The organism is Chengkuizengella sediminis (assembly GCF_010078385.1).
GTDB lineage: Bacteria > Bacillota > Bacilli > Paenibacillales > KCTC-33759 > Chengkuizengella > Chengkuizengella sediminis.
Genome location: NZ_SIJC01000001.1, coordinates 42,757 through 64,547, shown reverse-complemented (window position 1 = coordinate 64,547; position 21,791 = coordinate 42,757). Strand labels below are relative to the sequence as shown.

22 protein-coding genes are annotated in these 21,791 nt (G+C 33.1%); 6 read left to right on the top strand and 16 right to left on the bottom strand.

Annotation, left to right across the window (positions count from 1 at the left end; all coding sequences use genetic code 11):
- Positions 1-117: 117 nt before the first annotated feature.
- Together EPK97_RS00300 and EPK97_RS00295 are read right to left on the bottom strand one after the other, a co-directional pair.
- Positions 118-597 carry a GNAT family N-acetyltransferase gene (locus EPK97_RS00300; RefSeq protein ID WP_162034609.1) on the bottom strand — a complete coding sequence of 160 codons (480 nt, stop codon included), beginning with the start codon at positions 595-597 and terminating at the stop codon, positions 118-120.
- 264 nt (positions 598-861) lie between these two features.
- The gene (locus EPK97_RS00295; RefSeq protein ID WP_162034608.1) at positions 862-2,376 is read right to left on the bottom strand and encodes a phytoene desaturase family protein; all 1,515 of its coding nucleotides are present in this window, start codon (positions 2,374-2,376) and stop codon (positions 862-864) included.
- 176 nt (positions 2,377-2,552) lie between these two features.
- On the opposite strand from EPK97_RS00295, the gene EPK97_RS00290 reads away from it, so the two are divergent.
- A complete protein-coding gene (locus EPK97_RS00290; RefSeq protein WP_162034607.1) occupies positions 2,553-3,101 on the top strand; it encodes a PadR family transcriptional regulator in 549 nt (182 codons plus the stop codon).
- Between the two features lie 24 nt (positions 3,102-3,125).
- Here EPK97_RS00290 and EPK97_RS00285 read toward each other — a convergent pair whose 3' ends face one another.
- The 5 genes from EPK97_RS00285 to EPK97_RS00265 all read right to left on the bottom strand — a co-directional run bounded on the left by EPK97_RS00285 (position 3,126) and on the right by EPK97_RS00265 (position 6,459).
- Positions 3,126-3,386, bottom strand: coding sequence for a GyrI-like domain-containing protein (locus EPK97_RS00285; RefSeq protein WP_338075649.1), 261 nt, complete (start codon positions 3,384-3,386; stop codon positions 3,126-3,128).
- A gap of 81 nt (positions 3,387-3,467) precedes the next feature.
- A complete protein-coding gene (locus EPK97_RS00280; RefSeq protein ID WP_162034605.1) occupies positions 3,468-4,469 on the bottom strand; it encodes an NAD(P)-dependent alcohol dehydrogenase in 1,002 nt (333 codons plus the stop codon).
- A gap of 111 nt (positions 4,470-4,580) precedes the next feature.
- Positions 4,581-5,276 carry an ABC transporter ATP-binding protein gene (locus tag EPK97_RS00275; protein WP_162034604.1) on the bottom strand — a complete coding sequence of 232 codons (696 nt, stop codon included), beginning with the start codon at positions 5,274-5,276 and terminating at the stop codon, positions 4,581-4,583.
- A gap of 1 nt (position 5,277) precedes the next feature.
- A complete protein-coding gene (locus tag EPK97_RS00270) occupies positions 5,278-5,646 on the bottom strand; it encodes a GntR family transcriptional regulator (protein WP_162034603.1) in 369 nt (122 codons plus the stop codon).
- Positions 5,647-5,649: 3 nt separating this feature from the next.
- Complete coding sequence (locus EPK97_RS00265) at positions 5,650-6,459, bottom strand: hypothetical protein (RefSeq protein ID WP_162034602.1); 810 nt, start codon at positions 6,457-6,459, stop codon at positions 5,650-5,652.
- Between the two features lie 225 nt (positions 6,460-6,684).
- Between EPK97_RS00265 and EPK97_RS00260 the strand changes: the two genes are divergently transcribed.
- Positions 6,685-6,912: a hypothetical protein gene (locus EPK97_RS00260; RefSeq protein ID WP_162034601.1), complete on the top strand. Its 228-nt coding sequence runs from the start codon at positions 6,685-6,687 to the stop codon at positions 6,910-6,912.
- A 181-nt stretch (positions 6,913-7,093) separates the two neighbouring features.
- On the opposite strand, the gene EPK97_RS00255 is transcribed toward EPK97_RS00260, so the two are convergent.
- The 9 genes from EPK97_RS00255 to EPK97_RS00215 form a co-directional block, all read right to left on the bottom strand.
- Entirely contained in the window at positions 7,094-8,245 is a 1,152-nt protein-coding gene (locus tag EPK97_RS00255) for a homogentisate 1,2-dioxygenase (protein ID WP_162034600.1), read from the bottom strand.
- A gap of 14 nt (positions 8,246-8,259) precedes the next feature.
- Complete coding sequence (locus EPK97_RS00250; RefSeq protein WP_420826759.1) at positions 8,260-9,168, bottom strand: fumarylacetoacetate hydrolase family protein; 909 nt, start codon at positions 9,166-9,168, stop codon at positions 8,260-8,262.
- Positions 9,165-9,791 carry a flavin reductase family protein gene (locus EPK97_RS00245; RefSeq protein ID WP_162034599.1) on the bottom strand — a complete coding sequence of 209 codons (627 nt, stop codon included), beginning with the start codon at positions 9,789-9,791 and terminating at the stop codon, positions 9,165-9,167. The genes EPK97_RS00250 and EPK97_RS00245 overlap by 4 nt, the downstream gene beginning before the upstream one ends.
- A 129-nt stretch (positions 9,792-9,920) precedes the next feature.
- Positions 9,921-11,033 carry a 4-hydroxyphenylpyruvate dioxygenase gene (gene hppD, locus EPK97_RS00240; protein WP_162034598.1) on the bottom strand — a complete coding sequence of 371 codons (1,113 nt, stop codon included), beginning with the start codon at positions 11,031-11,033 and terminating at the stop codon, positions 9,921-9,923.
- Between the two features lie 145 nt (positions 11,034-11,178).
- The gene (locus tag EPK97_RS00235; RefSeq protein ID WP_162034597.1) at positions 11,179-12,282 is read right to left on the bottom strand and encodes a GerAB/ArcD/ProY family transporter; all 1,104 of its coding nucleotides are present in this window, start codon (positions 12,280-12,282) and stop codon (positions 11,179-11,181) included.
- Positions 12,283-12,344: 62 nt separating this feature from the next.
- A complete protein-coding gene (locus EPK97_RS00230) occupies positions 12,345-12,575 on the bottom strand; it encodes a hypothetical protein (protein ID WP_162034596.1) in 231 nt (76 codons plus the stop codon).
- A gap of 53 nt (positions 12,576-12,628) precedes the next feature.
- The gene (locus EPK97_RS00225; RefSeq protein WP_162034595.1) at positions 12,629-13,843 is read right to left on the bottom strand and encodes a Ger(x)C family spore germination protein; all 1,215 of its coding nucleotides are present in this window, start codon (positions 13,841-13,843) and stop codon (positions 12,629-12,631) included.
- 82 nt (positions 13,844-13,925) lie between these two features.
- Entirely contained in the window at positions 13,926-15,524 is a 1,599-nt protein-coding gene (locus EPK97_RS00220) for a spore germination protein (protein WP_162034594.1), read from the bottom strand.
- Positions 15,525-15,606: 82 nt separating this feature from the next.
- Positions 15,607-16,431, bottom strand: a complete 825-nt coding sequence (locus EPK97_RS00215) for a PP2C family serine/threonine-protein phosphatase (RefSeq protein WP_162034593.1) — start codon at positions 16,429-16,431, stop codon at positions 15,607-15,609.
- A 321-nt stretch (positions 16,432-16,752) separates the two neighbouring features.
- Between EPK97_RS00215 and EPK97_RS00210 the strand changes: the two genes are divergently transcribed.
- The 4 genes from EPK97_RS00210 to EPK97_RS00195 all read left to right on the top strand — a co-directional run bounded on the left by EPK97_RS00210 (position 16,753) and on the right by EPK97_RS00195 (position 21,742).
- Complete coding sequence (locus EPK97_RS00210) at positions 16,753-18,231, top strand: spore germination protein (protein WP_170295417.1); 1,479 nt, start codon at positions 16,753-16,755, stop codon at positions 18,229-18,231.
- A 13-nt stretch (positions 18,232-18,244) separates the two neighbouring features.
- Positions 18,245-19,351 (top strand): GerAB/ArcD/ProY family transporter, encoded by a 1,107-nt coding sequence (locus EPK97_RS00205; RefSeq protein ID WP_162034592.1) that lies wholly within the window; start codon positions 18,245-18,247, stop codon positions 19,349-19,351.
- A complete protein-coding gene (locus tag EPK97_RS00200; RefSeq protein ID WP_162034591.1) occupies positions 19,348-20,436 on the top strand; it encodes a Ger(x)C family spore germination protein in 1,089 nt (362 codons plus the stop codon). Before EPK97_RS00205 ends, EPK97_RS00200 begins: the two co-directional genes overlap by 4 nt.
- A 202-nt stretch (positions 20,437-20,638) precedes the next feature.
- The gene (locus tag EPK97_RS00195) at positions 20,639-21,742 is read left to right on the top strand and encodes a sensor histidine kinase (RefSeq protein WP_162034590.1); all 1,104 of its coding nucleotides are present in this window, start codon (positions 20,639-20,641) and stop codon (positions 21,740-21,742) included.
- Positions 21,743-21,791: the final 49 nt, after the last annotated feature.

Sequence of the window (21,791 nt, the reverse complement as noted above, 5' to 3'; positions counted from 1 at the left end):
CTAAAATTAGTGAATTCCAGTGACTTTGTTACTCAACAATCTGGCCCTTTTGTCTAATATGAAAGTCAAAAAACTCATGAATCACATTCTAATTCATAAGTTTTGATCAAACTGTATTCAATATAATATTTCGGTGCAACTTTGTTTTAAAATCACAGTAAGTTCTTTGTTAGACAGCGTTTGAATTCTAGTTTCCTTTAATTCAAATCCATTTCCCTCATAGATTCTTCTTGCTGATGTGAGTTCACTATTTGTCCAGAGGATGATATTTTTGAAACTTAATTCCTTACAAAAACCAATAGCTGTTTGTACCAACTGTTGTCCATAACCAGTACCTCTTACATTGGGTTCAACAAGAAATAAACCCAACTGAGCAGTGTCATCATTAATTTCCTTAATACCTATAGAGCCATTTTGTTTTCCTTGGATTTCTAAAATCCAAATGTTTTCTTTATTATTAGCCCTTTTTATAAACCCCTTTACACTATCTCCAATAAAGTCTCGGAAAGATAAATCATAATTGAACTCCCTATTGTAGATCCTAAAATGTGAATTAATAATGTAATCTACATCCTCTAATCTAAACGTTCGTATCATCTTATCACCTATTACCTTTTAAATTTAGAAAAACTCTTCAAATTCCTAAAAATTACACAAGGAGTTATTCCATTAAATACTCTTTAAATGTAAAAAGCACCCTTCTTAGAGAAGTGCGCAGAATATATCAAACAATAAACTTATTTTTTTCGAACGGCAAAAGTTAATGCGTTTGACTTTAAGATTACAGGTTTACCTTGTCTTGTTATTTGATTTAAAAATAGGGGAAAAAATGATCATTTTTTCCCCTACCTTTTATTTCTGTTAACTACTAATTAATTGGTTTAAGTTTCTATGAATTTTATCAGCTTCACTTGTGCCAGATACGGCAGCCCCTTGATAACCTCCACCTGGTCGTGTCCATGCACCTACTAATGAGAGCTGATTTAATGGTGTTCTTCTTTCTAACCGATGTAACCCAGACTGTTCAACAGTTTGGGCAAATCCATAAACTGCACCAGCAGGATTTTTTGTATATTTTTGCATCGTCCTTGGAGTTCCTAACTCTAGTACTTCGATAGAACTAGTGATTCCTGGATAATGTTCTTCTAGTTGCTTTAGCAAATAATTAGTCACTTCCTCCTTTTTCAGTTGATAATCCTCCTTATTTTCAGGCCAATTTTCTATAAAATCAATAAAGGCCAATACAATGACAGGTTTTCCATTCGGACTTAATTCAGGATCTAATTTATAATAATTTGTTATCCCCAAATTTGCTTTTTCATAGTGCCCATTCTGTAAATAATGGTAATCCTTATTCGGGTCCTTTTCTTTAACAAAGACAATATCTTCATCAACTAAATTATATTTCGTAGGATCATCCTTTAACCCAAGATAAAGCTGGGTAACCGATGGACCTACTTCTAGCTTCTCAAAATCTTCACGATATGAAGGATCTGTGTATGTTTCACTCATTAATTTTGAAAAAGTCATTTGAGGAGAAGCATTTGAGACAATCCATTTCCCTTCAAATGTCTCTCCCTTTTTCGTCTTTATCCCTGTTGCTTTATTATTTTCTACTATAATTTCTGTTACTTCTTGACGTAAATACACTTTGCCACCATTCTCATTGATTACATCAGTTAGTGCATCGGCAATTGCTTGTGCACCTCCTTTTACATAATACGTACCATCAAGATGGTAGCCTATCCAAGAGACGAAAAAGTAATGTGAGGAGAGAGTTTTAGGTGGTAGACCATAATAAGGCCATAACAATGTGAAAAACGAAATAAATTCTTCATCACTCACATATTGTTTCATTACTTCTTCAGTGGTCATCTGTGACCACTTCATAAAGAATTTTGCTTTCATAGGAAAGGATTGTTGTTTTTCCGATTTGGGTATTGTTGAATCTTGTAAAAATATCATCTCTTTATTGAAAGAATATAGGTCTGTAAACAATTGCGATATACCTTCTTTTTCCTGTGGGAACATGTCATGTAAAAGATTTAAATACTGTTCAGAATTTTGGGGAATGACAATCTTCTTTCCATCCCAAACAACTGTATAAGGATGCTCCTTTTTCAGTGGTGTAATTCGGTTCATAATGCCACATTTTGAAAATACCTCATAACATATTTCCCCTTCATCTAAACTAGCAATTCCATGTAATGATACATCAAATGAATATTTGCCTTTTCTAGAAAAGTTGGTAGCATAACCTCCTGGACGTACATGGTGTTCAAAAACAGCTACTTTGTAACCAAGCTTTGACAATCTGGCTGCAGCACACAATCCTCCAATACCTGAACCAATGACTAATACATCATAACTAGACATATGTTTCCCCCTTTTAATATCAAAAAGATATATATCTTATAGATATAATATTATGAGTTACAGAAAAAAATGTCAATAAATAAAAACCATGATATACTATAGAAATTCAGTTTCAGTTGACTATAAATATATCAGCAAGATATAACTGATTTATTTAGGCAAAGTGAGGGGATCAAATGTCTAGAGAAAATAAAACGATGTATACTATATTGGGACTGTTGATGTATTCTCCCTTAACGGGATATGAAATCAAAAGATCCATCGAAAACAGTATTAAACACTTTTGGCAAGAAAGCTACGGACAAATCTATCCTACCTTAAAAAAGTTAGTAGATCTTGAATTTGCAGTTGTTCATGTTGAAAAAGTGGATGGGAAACCAGAACGTAAATTGTATACGATCACAGAGCAAGGAAGGGTTGAATTCATTAACTGGCTTGAAAAACCAATTGGAAAAATACCTATTCATAAAAATGAATTACTTTTAAAAATCTTTTATGGTCAACACCTTACTGTGAAACAAAACATTGAGCAAATTGTTCAATACCAGGAGAAAATGGAAGATTTTTTACACACCCTAAATACTACTGAGAAGTACTTAGTTACAAGGAGAAAAGCAGATCCCCACTTTGATTATTGGATGTTAACACTATCTCACGGTCAGCATATCGTTAAGGCAACCATCCAATGGTGTGAAGAAAGTATAGAAAAATTATTGAAGAAGTAGGATCACACATGAAGCACAATTTTCCTATTTTATAGGAACCCATACTTCCTCTGTTGCATTAGGGTCTGTTGGGCTATAATCTTGACTTAAACGTTCAAAATGCTCTCTATTATCTAATTCATATTCTGAAGATGGCAACCACGTTTCTAATATATATTGAAGTGTTCTTAAGAAGGTACTTGCAGGACCATTATGAATGATAACAGCATATTTCCCACCTTTTAGTACATAACTCTTCATTTCTTCAATCATATGATTAAAATCAGTAACTTCTACTGCACCTATTTTTGAAAGACTGTGTCAGGTGTATATTTGAATTCATTTTTTTCCCACATTCTATTTATTATTTGATTTGTTCTATGCAGTTTAACTTGTTAGATTGTTATTATGTTCCAATGATATGACTACATTTCCCTTTTTGTGTCCTGTTTCTACATACTTATGCGCTTCCACGGTTTCTTCCAATGGGTAGAGCCTATCTATGACTGATTTTATCTTTCCAGCTTCGTAAAGCTCTTTGAGAAGATTTAAATCTTCTAGTTTCCAGCTAAAATTTGCTGCAGTACCTATTACTTTTTTGTTACCTATCAATGAAGTCCATAGCATTTGAAAGATATCTGTTAGACCAAAATGTGTTAAGAGATAACGTCCATTTTGATTTAGTGAGCTTTTACTTTGAGAAAATGAGCTCTTGCCTACCGTGTCAAAAATAATATCATAAGTCTCACCACATTGAGTAAAATCCTCTTTCGTGTAATCAATAACCTTATCTGCTCCGAGAGATTTCACCAGTTCTAGATTTGCAGTACTACATACACCAGTAACTTCTGCCCCAAAGTACTTGGCAAGCTGAACTGCAAAAGTACCTACCGATCCAGAAGCACCATAAATAAGAACTTTTTCTCCGTTCTGAATATTTCCTTTATTTCTAAGGTAAACTAATGCACTTAATGCCCCATTGGGAGCGGCTGCTGCTTCTTCATAAGTTATATTGGCTGGTTTAAATGCCAACAACCCATCTTCTGGCATACATTTGTACTCTGCATAAGCTCCAAAACTGAGACCAGTATATCCAAAAACATGGTCCCCTTTCTTGAATCGTTTTACTGATTTACCTGATGATTCAACTTCCCCAGCTAGTTCAAATCCCAGTATTGTTTTTCTAGGTTTTCTGAAACCAAATAGTATGCCTGTGGGGAGCCAAAAAAGAGGTGGGAATGTAAAACCTCTCTGCTTCGGGTCCTCTGCCGTAACCGTAGTCGCATATATTCTTATCAGTACTTCATTGTCCTTGGGAATAGGTTTTTCTACATTTTTTAGTTCAAGAACTTCAGGTGGTCCGTATTTTTCGTACACGATCGCTTTCATAATTCACCTCCAAGATATCTTTGATTTGGATACAAATCATACAGTTATTGTGACATTTCCTTTTTTATGCCCTTTATCCACATAACGATGAGCTTCAACAATTAAGATTCATCAACTAGCCTCATATACTTTTTTCAACCATTCCACAACACTCTTTTGTTCTTTTTCATGCAATTGCTCTACATTTTTCGTATCTAGAATTCGCCCATTTCGAATAACAACAATCATATCCAAAAGCGCTTCCACCTCTTGAATTTCATGGGTTGTAATAATTACTGTTTGTCTCTCTAAATTGATATAAGAAAGCAATCCTTTGACTACAGATTCACGCACCATAGGGTCTAGTCCTGAGAATGGTTCATCTAAAATAATATAAGGGACATCTCTCGCTAGAGATAATACAATTCTTAAACGTCCTCTATTTCCTTTTGATAGGTTTTTCACCTTTTGCTCTGGGCTTAATTTCATAAACTCCATAATTTTATATGCTTTATTTAAATCAAAGTCCTTAAATTGAGTGGAGAAGAAATCAATCGTTTGTTTTACAGTGTACATCACATAATATGAATCAAGTTCTGATAAATAAGTAACGATTTCACTTATTTTCCGGTTTACTGGTATATCATTCACTTTCACTGATCCTTTTGAAGGACGGATTAACCCGGCCATCAACTTCAACATCGTTGATTTCCCACTTCCATTTTCTCCAATGATGCCAATGATTTTTCCGTTAGGTAACTTAAGGTTTACGTCATTTAATGCTTTTTGTGTTAAATAACTTTTTGAAACATTTTCAAATGTAATCATTTTATTCTCCCTCCTGTTCAATGTAATCTTTTAAACCTTTCACCATTTCATCTTTACTAAATCCCATGTCTGCCATTTGAGAAATAAATCTTGAGATGTGCTCGTTTTTCAAATTATCTCTCAATTGGTTTAATTTCATCTCATCTTCCGTTACAAATGTTCCCTGACCTCTTTTCGTTTCCACAATATCCATCCTTTCTAACTCACTATACGTACGTTGTACAGTATTTGGATTCACTCCGGATTCAACAGCCATTTCTCGAACAGATTTCAATTTCTCTCCTGCACGTAATTCATTCCGTACAATTTTATGATTAATTCGATCAACTAACTGCATATATATTGGTTTTGTGGCTTGAAAATCCTCCATTTTTTACACCTCGACCTTCTTTTCTATCAACCATGCTGCAATTACAAAGAATAAAACACCTATTAAAGCATCAAACAAGTTTTCACCTAAATGATTGCTAACCATCTCTCCAAATTCCTCATCACTATGGTTAAAAGATTCAAGTGTTGAAAACTCAAGATTATATTCACCCCATAGAATCAATTGATCATAAACAGCAGAGCTTTCAAAACTTGCAAAAATCCATATGAATAAATTAATGAGAATGATAATCACTAACACACTCCATCTGCCAATTCGACTTTTAAGCACATGATAAATCGTCCAGAAAAACATGAAACATATACCGATTAAAAGTGACAACAAAATAATATTAACTACAAAATAAAGTAGTAATTTTGTTAAGTCTCCTAAATAAAAACTCAATTCAGATAAAAAAGGAATTAAATTGATAATCGTAAGAATGATTAACAGTCCTAAAGATACAATCAATGCAATGAAACCGTTCACTAATTTGCTTCCTAACAAAGCAATTGCTGACTGTGGATTGTGAAGCCACAAATGTAACTGTTTCCCTTCTTTGTTTAAACTCATCAAAATGTAATTCCCTATAAAAAGCACATGTATTCCCATAGCTATTACGAGAGGTATAAATTTGATCAAATCATTATCATACAACAGCCAATTTAATTCTGGTTGTTGAACAAATCCAATTTCACGAATATGCAAATACCAACCTAAGGCAAATACAGCTAAATCAATTAATAAAAAAACCAATAGTCTGTTTTTCATTAATAAAAAATCTTTTTTTAATAATCCTATCCAAGAATCCATATAAATCCTCCTCAAACATGTATTAATGTGTTTTATTGTTTTAGTGATCTAGTTACATAGTACACTAAGTTTATTTTATTGTCAACTTTATCCACTTAAAAAAGTACAAAAGTATCGCTTTAAAAACTTTTTTCAAATCATTCAAATTTTCATCAATTTTTCCTCATAGAATCTGCACATTTGTTTGTTAAATTATAAGTATAAATACGATGTGAGGTGTTGAAAATGAAAAAAAAATGGATATCTTTATTGGTTGTAATCATGTTATTTACCGTTGGAACTGCAGTATACGCTCACGGAACTGATCAAGAAATTAGTATATTTAATTTTGATGAAATGCTTCCCTTTATGAAACAAATGCACCCAAATTGGTCAGATGAACAACTAGAGGATATGTACAACGATTGTCATGGATATGGAGATTCAAATAGAGAAGAATATATGAATAGATAGATCAAAGTAGTACCCTATTGATTAGACACGTAAAGTAAATAAGTCTATCAATAGGGGGTTTTTTAGTGAAGTCTGTATGTTCATTAAGGATTCTTATATGTATGAATTCAAGCAAAATTAAAAGCATAAGCAAAATGCGCTTATGCTTTTAATTTTGATATAATATTTAAAATAAATTCTTTTACATCCAACTTGACATGTATTCATGATCTTCAATCCGTATTGCTTCAGATACAACCTTTAATGGTTTAAATGTATCAATCATGACAGCAAGTTCTGCTGTTTCTTTTTTGCCAATGCTACCCTCTATTTTTCCAGGATGGGGTCCATGTGGGATACCACTAGGATGAAGAGTTATCGAACCTTCAGTTACTCCTTTACGACTCATAAAATTACCATCAACATAATATAGAACCTCATCGCTGTTTACATTGCTATGATAGTAAGGTGCTGGAATAGCATCAGGATGATAATCATAAAGTCTAGGTACAAAGGAGCAAATAACAAAATTATGACCTTCAAAAGTTTGGTGTACTGGCGGTGGTTGGTGAATACGTCCCGTAATGGGTTCAAAGTCATGAATACTAAATTTCCAAGGATATAAATATCCATCCCAACCAATTACATCAAGTGGATGATGAATAAACGTATGATCAGTCATCATTCCTCTTGATTTCGTTAAAACATTATACTCTCCCGCCTGATCATATGTTTCTAATATTTCAGGTCCGTGGATATCTCGCTCACAAAATGGACTATGTTCAAGCAATTGCCCATATTCATTCCGATATCTTCTAGGGGTGGTTATTTGACTGTTTGCTTCAACGATGAGAAGTGTTTGTTGTTTGCTAGTGTCTGGTAGAATACGATAAATCGTCCCTATGGGTATAACGATATAATCCCCTTCATTGTATAAAATACTGCCAAATATCGTTTCAATTTTTCCTGATCCATGATGTACAAATAATAACTCGTCACCATCACCATTTCGATAATAGTATTCCATTTCTTCTGTAGGTTTGACCACTCCAATAACTAAATCATCGTTTCCTAACATATATTCCCGACCTAATACAGCATCTTTATTCTTTCCACACTTTTCTGTTAACAAATGTCTGTGTTTTAATGGAGTGTCTTCCTCATACTTTATTTTATTTATTGGATAAATTTTAGATTCCTTTACTATAGTAGGCATATTGTAGTGATATAAAATGGATTGTGTTCCTGAAAAACCTTTCGTACCCATTACTTGCTCTCGAAAAAGTGAGTTATCTTCTTTTTTGAATTGTGTATGACGTTTCTTTGGAATCGAGCCCATTTGACGGTAGTACAATGTACCCCTCTCCCTTACTCAACTATTTTATTTCGCAATACTCCAAGCCCTGTAATTTCAAGTTCAACCACATCACCCGGTTCCAACCACCGGTGTATATCAGTTCCTAACTCTAATATACATCCACTTCCTACTGTACCTGAGCCAATGATATCACCAGGATACAATGTTACATTTTGAGAAGCACGTTCGATCATTTCTGCAAAGGAGTAATATATACTCTGGAAATTTCCTTTAGATAATGGCGTACCATTTACCGACGCAGTCATTTCTAATTGATAACGATCTCCAACCTTATATTGCTCTAGTTCATCTGCAGTAGCTATAAATGGACCGATTGAGGTGGCAAAGTCTTTACCTTTTGCAGGACCTAGACCTACCTTCATTTCCTTCGCCTGGATGTCACGTGCACTCCAATCGTTCATGATTGTATAACCAAAAATATACTCTTCTGCTTGTTCGACTGTAATGTTTCTCCCTTTTTTACCTATTACACAAGCAAGTTCAAGCTCAAAATCTAAACAGGAGCAGTTCTTCGGTTTTTCTATCGATTCTTCAGGTCCTGTTATTGCTCTGTGGTTTGTAAAGTAAAATACTGGCATCTCATACCATTCAGGAATAACAGTCAAACCACGTTTACCTCGCGCCGTTTTTACATGTTCTTCAAATGCATAAAAGTCACGTACACTTGGGGGATTTGGTAACGGGGCACAAAGTCTAACATTATCTAATGCATAAATAGATTCCTCATGAGCTTGTATATCCTCTAATAGAGTATAATATGTGTCATATTTATCAATAAAAGTAAGTAAATCATTTGGAAGTTTCCAATTACTAGCAATATTCATGTCAATGACTTTGTCCTCATTTAACCACCCAGCTCGCATATCTCCTGTTTCTGTACGAAAGGTGACATATCTCACTTTGAATCACCACTTTTTTTTCTATTTAAAATAAAAGTGTCACTTATCGCTCTTGTATATGATTGACCAGCTAACCTTCCAATAGGATTTAATTTACTAGTATTTATTTTCCCATCTTCATATAAGTGATCTGCGACATTTATAAGTTCAACCTTGCCAACGACTAAGCTACCTGAACCAGGATGAGATCCATAATGGTGTAATTCATATAATGTGCATTCGAGATGAACTTGGCTTTCCTTCACTCTAGGTACATCAACTTTGTGTCCAGCTTCTTTTTTTAACCCAGAAACAATAAATTCATCTACCTCATTTGGATATTCTGTTGCACATTCATTCACTTGATTAATGATATCTTCACTTACAATATTTATGATGAACTGCTCAGTTGCTTCAATATTTTTTAGCGTATCCTTTTTAGCTCCATCACTACCTCGAACCATAGGAGCAAAACAAATGAGCATCGGATCAGCGCTTATACATGTAAAAAAACTAAATGGTGCGAGGTTTGCACGACCCTCATGATCAACGGTAGAAACAAATGCAATTGGGCGGGGTAAGACTGAACCAATTAATAACTTATAAGCATCTTGCCAGGGAACGGTACTGGGTTCAACAATCAAAAAGAATCACCTCCATATTATTGTCTAAAAATTGAACGGTCAAAAATAATCGTTCGTTTTATGGTTACCGGGGTCCCCGAAAAGTAGTCGGTATATGCACCTTTGAATATCGTTCACTTTTTGGGGTACCTACAAATTACCTCTTCTCGCTTGCTCACGTTCAATCGATTCAAACAATGCTTTAAAATTACCTTCACCAAAACCTTTAGCACCTTTTCGTTGAATGATCTCAATAAACAATGTAGGACGATCTACAATTGGTTTTGTAAAAATTTGTAGTAAATATCCTTCATCATCACGATCAACTAATATTTTTAATTTCTTAAGCTTTTCTACTTCTTCATCAATTTTCCCAACGCGCTCAGATAACATATCATAATACGAATCAGGAGTGTCTAAAAATTCTACACCATTTTTTCTTAATAATGAAACCGTTTTTATAATATCTTCCGTTAATAGAGCAATATGTTGAACACCTGCCCCATTATTAAATTCTAAATATTCTTGTATTTGTGACTTTCGCTTCCCTTCGGCAGGTTCATTAATTGGGAATTTTATTCTACCGCCATTCGTCATCACTTTTGACATGAGTGCAGAATATTCTGTACTAATATCGTCATCATCAAAATGAAGGAGCTGTTTAAATCCCATGACATTCTCATAATAACTAACCCATTCATCCATTTCTTCTACGTTTCCTACTACATGATCAACAGCTACTAAACCTGTACTTTCAAATGGAATGTTCATGCTAATTGGTTCATAACCTGGCAAAAACGTTCCATTATAGTTGGTGCGCTCGATTAAACTATGAATTGTGTCACCGTAAGTACCGATAATCGCCTTTTTTATTGATCCATTATCATCTTTCATTGTTGTTGGAGGTAAAATTTCAATGGCACCACGTTTAACTGCTTCAATATAAGCGCTTTCAACATTTTCAACGACTAAAGCTACGTCTTTAGCTCCATCACCATGTTTTTTAACAAACGAAGTAACATGACTTGTTTCATTTAATGATCCAGTTAGAATATAGCGAATATTATTTTGTTGTATAACATATGATACCGTTTCTCGATTACCTGTTTCTAATCCAGAATAAGCAATTGGCTGAAAACCAAATGTTTTACAAAAATAGTGACATGCCTGTTTTGCGTTCCCTACATAAAATTCAATATAATCTACGTTACTTACAGGGAAAAACTGTTCAAGATCTTGACTTTCCAGTACTTGTTTCTCCATTGAAAATCCCCCATTATTAAAAGTATTTAATTATTCACAATTTAATAATAGTAAATTATGGTGTTCTTCTCAAGAATGTACTGCAAAGACAAAACGCTTTAGTTTAATGAAGGGATATAGGGGTGATTATCATTTGGGTAACTTGTTATGTTTTCTTACCGCTTGTAGCTAATTTTAGTTTATGCACGATATAAATAATAAGCGGAAGGATAAAACCAACGATAATAGCAATAGGGATCCATGTTGTTGCGTCAAAAGTGATTAAGTAGGTCATATTGGGTACAAGTAAAATAGCAAGACAAATGAGAATAATACCGATTGGTAAAGTGAGGGGTTTGTAATTTTTTAATGCAAATAATTGCATGATGGAAGCTGCTATGAAATATAAACAGAGAGATAATTTTATGAATATAGTAAGAAACCATACTCCGGCAACGATGACTTCAATCCGGCTAATAAATTCTCCAATCGTAATTTTTTTAGCTAGGGCATACGTTGGATATATATGACGTGTCGTACTATCAACTCCTAAAATCAAGACACAAAAAAGAGTAACTACAACTAACATACCTCCTCCAAGAATCGTTCCCACAATCATGCTTCTTTTTACAAGTGAAGGTTTGTTTACATATGGGAGGATCTGTAGAAAGATAATCATTTCTAAGTATGGGAATGTGATAAAGGTGAGGGATGACTTCATAATATGTTTCATTTGATGGTCAAAAACTGGAAGTATATTCTTCCATTCAATTTGAGTAGAGACAGAAACTAATAATAATAATAATAATAAAATAACCCAGGGATTAAATATCTCAGCTGCTCTACTAAGCACTTCTAAACCTAGCCTAACACCAATAATTGTTACTATCATGAAAACAATCATAATTGCGAGGATAGGTGTACCAGGAATGATTTGAATCGTCATGAAATCTGCTATATCTCTAACTAGAAAAGCTGCAATAATTAAAAAATACAAACATAAAACAATAGTTACAAGCTTACCTAACCATTTTCCTAATACTGCTTCACTATACTGTAAGATACCTTGATTTTTGAACTGGAGTGCAAGATGAGCATAAAACCAAGCCACAAGCACACCTACTACAATAGCAATCAATCCAGATATCCAAACATCTTGTTCTGAATCTGCTGCTAGAGAAGCTGGAACAAACAAAATTTTACTTCCTATAATGAATTGAACAATTAAAATTGTTAATTGTCTATTCGAAATCTTACCTTGCTCCAGCATTATTTTCACCTTTCCTAACTTTCTTTACATCTTTTGTAACTGAGAGTAATGAATGGATGAAATTACTCCAATAATCCTAGAATGAAATTAGTGACTGGTTTCAACACCTTTGTCACTCCATCTAAGGGGTTCGGAATTGGTACTCCAATGGCTAGCATGATACTTAAAACAGTTCCTATCAATAACAGAAAGGAAAAAACCCATAAATCCTTTATTTCTTTTTTGTTTGCCATAGGTGAAATTTCAAAGTATGCAATAAGTGCTGCAACAATAATGATTCCTACTACTTTCAACTTTTAGCCATCTCCTTTAGCATACATATTTCCATCCTCGTAGAAGTACACATCTATTTTTCAAGGGGGAGCTTTTGGATAAAGCTATTATTAAGCGTTCCTGTTGAACGAAGTGTCACATTTGTCTTTATGCTTACATCTAGATTGGGAAATTCTTTATCCCAATTTCCAGATAGTTCCTTCCATGCTTTAGGATGTGTTCTATACACTGTATCGCCAAAAGCAAAGACGTCAGAGTTATATTCCTTTTGAGCCTTTGTGATAGCTACTTCCATGAGTTTTTTGACTTTCTCTCCAACTAACTTTTCTACTGCATAAATATTCTCTGTTTTAGTCAAATCAATTTTGCAAGCTACCTCACCAATATTACCTAAAATATTAACCTCTAAATCGAAGAAAGGCTTTTCATCTTGCACTTTTACGTTTACCTTTGTTTTTGCACTGCTAATTTCAATAGCTAATTTATCTCCGTTACCGTTTGGACACTCTATCTGCCCTGCCGTATATGTAACATTATCAATGATGTAATTAAAACCCTTGCTTTCGACTTCGTTAAACCAGCCTATAAGTTTGTCCCCTTTAAACACACCGATTCCTTCAATGACCAATTTACCAGGAGAGTCAATCTCTTCTACATTTAATCTTTTCTCAGCGATCTCTATCTCTCCATCAATTCGAATCCCTGAAAGAGTTGCTTCATTTCCATCTGTAACCACCTCACTTATCAGTTTATCTAAATGTAACCCGTACGTTGGTGCCCAGTTCTGTTCAGACATTCGTAATGAGTCAAACATATTATTAGCTGGGATCTTCTCTAATGGGGTTAAAACCTTCAGAATATCTTCAGCTTTATGTCCCTTTGCTATCATAACAAAGAAATCAGGACGCATTTCATGATCCCTAGACATAAAATCGAGCACATTCTTAATTCCTTCCTTCGCAAGATCTTCACCAATAATGAGAGTACGTATATGTGAAAAATATAATTTGCGCGGGATTGTCATGGTAGCTCTCCTTGCAGCTTCAAAGAGATTATCTGCCTTTGCTTGAAAAAGCGATACAGGTGTTCTGTTTCCACTACTTTGTCTAGGTGTGTTTTCTCCAGGATCAACAACTTGATAAGAAACTAAGAAGTTATCATCGTCTGTCTTATCGATACCCATACCTAAAACAATACCTAATTCTGGGATTTCTTTGCGACTCCAACAACCCGTCAAAGAAGTAATCAAGAGTATCATAATGAATGAACAATTAGCTATTCTGATCAAGGTTTATTTCACTTCTTTCATTTCGTCTCGTCTCTGAAATAAGGGGTTTTTGTCGACTGTTTAAAGCGAAAGTAAGTTCAGCTTATTTTTTTGATTTTGTAGAAACATTATTATGTTGCCTTACTATATTTTTTTGACTAATTAGGTGCGGTCTTTGTATTAACCCCCATATCGGGAATCGTATTAAGTTATCCTTCTGATTGGCAGCATTATAAGGTGCCATAGGAGCCATATATGGAACTCCAAATGATCTTAAACTACACAAATGAAGAACTAGTGCGATGAGACCAACGATAATACCAAACAATCCGAATGTAGCTGCAAGTATCATGAATCCAAAACGTAGAAGCCTGACAGAAATAGCCATATTGTATGTAGGTAAAACAAAACTAGCGATTGCAGTCATCGCTACGATAATAACCATCACACCCGATATAATTCCTGCCTCTACCGCTGCTTGTCCAATGACAAGTGCACCTACTATAGAAACAGCTTGTCCTACAGCCCTTGGCATACGAATCCCTGCTTCTCTTAAAATCTCAAAAGTAATTTCCATGATTAAAGCCTCTACAAATGAAGGAAAAGGTATTCCTTCCCTTTGCGCGGCCAAACTGATTAACAATTGTGTAGGAATCATCTCTTGATGAAAAGTTGTAATTCCAATATAAAGAGCAGGAAATAACAAGGTGATAAAAAAACAAAAAAATCGCAAAATTCTAATGGCAGTTGCTATATCTGCACGGGAATAATAATCTTCTGGAGACTGGAAAAATTGAATAAATAAAGCTGGAACTAACAAAACGTAAGGAGTTCCATCCACAAAGATTGCAATTCTTCCTTCCAAAAGACCTGCAGTGATGACATCAGGTCTTTCACTGTTATAAATAGTAGGAAATGGAGTAAATGTCTCATCTTGAATTAGTTCTTCTATAAACCCACTTTCAAGTATGGCGTCAATATCAATTCGTTCCAAACGGTTTCTTACTTCTTGTACAACTTTATCTTCGGCAATGTCTTTAATATACATGATTGCTACATCTGTTCTTGTTCTCTTTCCAATCTGCTTAGTTTCCAACCATAGATTTGGATTTTTTATCCTTCGCCTAATTAAAGCTGTATTTGTTCTTAATGTTTCTGTAAATGAGTCATGTGGTCCTCTTACGACGGTTTGAGATGTTGCTTCTGTTACACCTCTGTCTTCCCATCCATTCGTCGCCAAGTAGTAACCTTCACTATAACCATCAATAAGTAAAAGCGTGTCCCCTGAAAGAATTGCATCAAAGGCAGTCTCAAAATCGTTTACTCCCGTTATCCCACCTATAGTAATTCCATAATTTTCTAAGTACTCTAATATCGTTGAAGATTTCTCCATGGGATTTTGATCATCGACTTTTCGTAAGTTAACCATTAATGTTTCTAAAAGATCATTGATAATTTCTCTATCAACTAAACCATCAGTATAAATGAAAGCTACTTGATAGGAACCATTTTTCCCTAAACGGAACTGTCTTATTTCTAAATCTGTACTATTACCTAACATAGACTTGAATTTTCTAATATTTTGTTGAAGGTTAGAGTTTAGTAGGGATTTTTCAAATTTGCTATCATTACGATCTACATATTTATGTTCATTATTTTTCCTTTTTAGTATTGATTTCAACATTTTCCCCACAAAGCTCATCTACGCACACCCCAATACCTAATGGATATACGCCCATTATTCACCTAAATTAGGATAATTATGCAAGTGCTGATGAGCTCAACTAAAGCATTAAAGATGTCTGTTCAGAGAAATCACTTGGCATAGTTGAATTGTTATTAATGATTACTTTCCAAGAGATGATTGTAGTACTATCTCGAACATTCTTTTTCTTTATTTCTTCTAACAACTTCAACACACCCTCTTGATGTTTAACTCCTTCAAAAATATTAAATATTTCTGCAGGATATTTAAAATTCGTGTTAGGGCATTCCACCAGTCCATCTGTTGTTAGAAATATGTGATTTTCTCCCTTTCTTATTTCTTTTGTTCCGGAACTAAAACATGGAATTCCATTGTTAAATGTGCTTTTTTGACCAACCCATTCGAAAAAGCTCCTGTGGTTTTGTTGGTACTCTCCAAGAGCAGATAAATCAGGATGATTTAAAAGAAGAATACAATCCCCAATAGATAACCACCAAAGAAAATTACCTTTTCTTATTACAAAGAGGCAAGCAGATTCGCCTTGAATCTTTTTACAAGACTCTTTAAATCTCTTACCATTGAATGTATTCAGAATTAAATTACGAATATTTTCAAACGAAGCGTTATATTTCATTTTTAAGATCTGATGCACTGTTTCCTTTTCATCTTCAAAGGTAGAAAGAATAAGTTCTGCACTTTGAGCAGTATGATGTGCATCAAGAATAATAACAAATTCCCAATTTTCTTCTTGATTAATCCATATTAAACAACCATCTTCATTTTTGTATTGTCCTGCTGATGAGTTACCACCAAAATGACCTATTACAAAAGTGTTATTCAATAACTTTGTGTGAATCTCATCAACATAGTTTTTTTGACTTCCTACCCATTGATACTCACTCATGATAGGTCACTCTCCCCCATACTCATTATTTTTTCAACTATAAATATAAAAATCCAATCATCTTTTTAAAGAAGATAGGATTATCATCAAGAATTAAACAAATATTTGTTGGAATTTTTAATATTAATTTATACAAGTATTCGAGTCAACAGTTTTTTATCATTTTTGTAAGAGAATAAAAGACGATGTTTTCTGAATTGTGTACAAATAAAGTTGATTACTAAAATCTGAATTGAGAATGATACAATTGCTCATACTACTTAACAAAGTACCTTCTTCTGAATGAAAAAATTGTTAATTCATCTAAATTGAGGTGATCTCTTGCTTAAATTACTTAAAAAAATTTTTTTTAATGACTTACAAGCTAAAAATTCTAAAAACAAAGAAAACAAAAAAAATCCAAAACCTACATACTCTCACATTGAAGAAGAATTTTCAAAATGTGCTGATATTACAAAGAAAGAGTATCCTCAAATTCATATTCAATTAATGTATTTTGAATATATGATTGCAAAAGATATGGTTGAAAAAGTGCTTTTTTCAAAGATTGATAAATTAAATGAGGAAGAGATTGAGTCTTTTTTTTCACATAGTCAATTTAAAATTAGTAGTGATGGTAAAGAAGTTGTGAATGCTCTTTTAGCTGGAAATGTGATCATTTTCCACCAAGATCAAACTTATATTTTTGCCGCTATTAATTTACAAACTCGAGCAATACAGACAGCTGAATCTGAAACCATAATTACGGGTTCACATGATGCCTTTAATGAAGATATTAACACAAATTTATCTCTTGTTAGAAGAAGAGTAAAAAGTTCTAAATTGAAGGTTTTAAAATATTCTATTGGGAAAATCACAAAAAACACTGTGTATATTTTATATATTGAGGACCTTGCAAAACAAGATTTGGTAAATGAACTTAAAAATAGAATGGAAAACATTAAAATTGATGCCATTTATGATGTGAATATGTTAGTCCAATTGATTGAGGAGTACCCTACTTCACCTTTTCCTCAGATTTTTACAACTGAACGTCCAGATGTAATGTCTTCTAAACTAACCGAAGGAAAAATCATTGGACTCATGAGTAATAGTCCATATGCTTTTAGTGCACCAGCAACTTTCTTTGATTTTGTACATTCGCCTGATGATTACAATCAACGTTGGCTCACAGGGTCATTAATTAGAATATTTCGCTTATTTGCATTTTTTATTACAGTTACTCTGACGGCATTGTATGTATCCATTACTACATTTCATTATGCAATGGTACCTGAATTACTATTGCCTACTTTAGTTAAATCTAGAAGTAATGTGCCTTTCCCTCCTATCATTGAAGCGCTTATTATGGAGTTTACCATTGAGTTGTTAAGAGAAGCAGGAGCACGTTTGCCAACAAAAGTTGGACAAACCATTGGGATTGTTGGAGGGATTGTTATCGGATCAGCATCCGTTGAGGCAGGTATTACGAGTAACATCTTAATTATTTTTGTTGCCGTTTCTGCTATTTCTTCTTTTGTCATTCCTAGTTATGTGATGAGTAGTTCAGTACGAATCATTCGATTTGGATTTATACTAATGGCCGGTTTTCTAGGTAATCTTGGAATCAGTATTGCACTAGGTTTCTTAGTTCTTTCACTTACAAGCCTTACAAGTTTAAAAACCCCATACCTTTGGCCAATATCACCTACACATCCGTCTAATTGGTTAGATACATTAATACGTGCTCCTTTATCAACTTTAAATAATGAGTCTAACATAAGTAAAAAGAAAAAGAATTCTAATAAAAATAAACGTTAGGAGGGAATTTACGATGAAGGAAAAACTCCATCCTTTTCAAATCGCTGTCCTTATTTACATGATACAATCAGGAATTACAATATTTAGCTTGCCTAGGATAGCAGCTGGTGCATTTGGTACGAATGGATGGATAGGAGTTGCTATTATTTCAATAATTCCAATGATAAATATATTGTTAATCGCGTTGGTTTTCCATTATGGTAAGGGTAGGTCTATATTTGAGATTTTTGAAGACTTAATTCCAAAATTTTTACTGCGACCCTTTTTTCTTTGTTTGGCATTCCTATGGTGTATTCTTGGCATATTAGTTGGTAAGAATTTCGGATTGTTATTCAAAATGTTGTATTTCCCTGAGTTATCTCCCACTGTATATTTAATATTCACGTTAATTTTTGTTTACTTTCTTGTGAGTAAAGGTCTATATCAAATCGGTAAAACAACCATTATTTTTTTCTTTATGACGATATGGTCCGTTTCTATAATGGCACTTTATGTCGCTGAATTTAAATTAGCTCGATTAACACCCTTTATTTTCAAAGGTGAAAAAGAATTATTTACTCAAGGTTTAGAAATTCTAAATGCATTTTTAGGATATGAGATCATCATCCTTATATTTCCTTACATTTTAAAATCTCGATCATCAATAAAAGCCATGTTCTACGGAAATCTATTTACTACATTTGTAATATACGTACCCATTTGCTTTATCGCCTTTGGAGTTTTAAGCTTTGAACAATTAAAAAACGAAACATTTCCAGTTTTAACGCTATTTGAGTATATAAAGTTTCCTTTTATTGAAAGAATAGAAAGTTTAATATTTAGTCTATTCTCTTTGAAAGCACTTATCACAGTTGTTATGTTCTATTGGGCAGGTGATCAAGTCTTTAGATACTCAATACCGCAAATAAAACCAAAAGTGTCAATTATAATCCTAATCATCATTTCTTTTGGTATTTCATATATCCCTCGATTTTTATTGGATGTAGGGAACTGGTTAAAATTGATTGGAAGAGTAGAAGCAATTATTGCAATGGGTTTACCAATTATCCTATTGCTTATCATTGGAATTACAACTATAAAAAGAAAAAGGAATGAGTCAAAAAATGGTGAAGTTCTATGAATAAATTAGTTTTTTTATTAATTTTTATATTTTTTTTAACGGGTTGTATGAATAATTATGGTATTGATGATTTAGCCATGATAAGTGGGATTGGTTTCGATGCTTCTAAACATGAGGACAAACATCTAGATATCACTGCCATGTATCAGGTTCCAACTGAAATGGATGTATTTGAATATTTACATGCATCTTCCAACTCGTTGGAAAATGCAGACATTGAGATGATGTCACAAACAAAGAGACAAGTAGTTAATGGTCAACTACGTATTAGTTTATTCGGAGAAGAATTAGCTAAAGATGGAATTTTCCCAATTATTTTATCTTTTCTTCGTGATCCCTCTGTTGGACCACTAGTGAGTCTAGCGGTCGCTAAAGGAACTGCCAAAGAGATATTGATTACAAAATTAGAAAAAGAGCCGAATACAGGTTCTTATATTGAAACCATGTTAGAAAGATTAGATGAAGAATACGTTTACCCTTCTGTAAATATATTACAGTTTTCTAGATCTTATTATGACGATGGTATTGATCCTATTTTACCCATGATATTAACTACAAAAAGAAACATACTTTTAGATGGTTTTGCTCTTTTTAAAGATGATCGGATGGTCGCTTCAATAACCAACGCAAAAGCGATATATTTATTTTTGTTAAGTGAAGATTTTAAAAAAGGAGTGATTGATCTAGAAATAGAAATTGGAGGCAAAAAGGAAGATGTTCATTTATCCTATGTACGAACTAAACATAAAATTAAAGTTAAAAAAGAGAATAACAATTTTTCTGTCAATTTTGATATCCATATAACCGGAAATTTAGAAGGATATTCAGGGAAACAAACATTAAGCAAAGACACTGTGCAAAAGGAGATAGAAAGTAAAATTAATAACGTTTTAAATAGTGAAATGAAAGATATGCTTGCTTACCTTCAAAAAAATAATGTAGACCCTGTTGGGGTAGGTGAAGCGGTTAGAAATAATTTATCTTATAATGAATGGAAAAGTATAAATTGGGAAGAAGTTTATCCAAAGATTAACTTCACTACGGAGGTGAATATGAAAATAAGAAATATGAGTAAGTTTCATTGAGCAACTTCTGCTTTATTAATACAACTAAGAGTGATGCATAAATACTGATAATAATGATAACTGCAAGTGTATTCCACACAAGAGAGACTATAGAATCTTTCAATCTTTTTGTGTTGTATATAGAATTTACTGATATAATATTACTAGATTCATATAAATAAAAATTTCAAGCTTTTTAAGAAATTGAAAGTGAGGAATATAAATGCAAGAGATTCGTAAACAACTTGTTTGTTTTTTAGAAAAGAATGTTTCTACTTTTATAGAGTCTTGGAGAAAAAAGGTTTTCATTTCTGAAACCTATTTACATAAAGAGCGAGAATTCAATAATGGATTGAAAATGTATGATTTAGTAGTACTAAGACTTGAAAATTCATTGAGTGAAGAGGATGTAAGAGTATTAGCTTATAAAGTGTCTATTGAAAGAGCTGAAGCTAATACAAATATTGAAGATTTTGTACATAATGTAAATGCTGGGAGAAGCGAAATCATTAATTGGGTGCTCAGTTCAGGATTACCAATTGAAAAGTTTCCAAATATTATTGAAGAAATCAATACTGTATTTGATCAATTTACTTATTTTGCGATACAAAAGTATACGGAAATAAAGGAAGAACAATTACAAGAAAAAAATCAATTTATAGATCAAACCCACAAAGAGCGGTTAAAAATTCTAGGTCAAATGTCTTCTAGTTTTGTGCACGAATTCAGAAATCCTTTGACTAGCCTTCTTGGTTTTACAAAACTCATAAATAATGAGTATCCTTCATTGAAATATATCGATATTATTGAACATGAATTACATCAATTAAACTCTAGAGTTACCCAATTTCTTCATGTATCTAAGAAAGAATTAGTGAGTGGTGAAAAGAAAAGTAATTCTCTTCAAGGATTGTTTGAAGAATTAATTAGTTTCATCTACCCAAGTATTGTTGACGGTAATGTATCACTTACTAATAATATTGAATTTGATATAAGGGTCTTTGCAAATAAAGATGAATTAAGACAAGTCTTTCTAAACATTTTATTAAACTCTATTGATGCGCTCCAAAAAGTTAAACATAAAAGAATTATTGATATCAACTGTAAAACGTTAGATGGGAAAGCTGAGATTATCATTTCAAATAACGGTCCTATAATTCCAAAAGAAGTTTCAGATGCTATTTTTGAACCCTTTTATACAACAAAAGATTTAGGAACAGGGATCGGTTTATATGTTTGTAGAAATATTATTGAAAAGTATAACGGAGAAATAAGCTGTATTTCAGATGATAGCTTGACATCATTTTTCATTAAAATCCCTATTTAATTCCATATTGATAATCTCCTCTCCTCTCTCCCCTCTAATCAAAATTAAT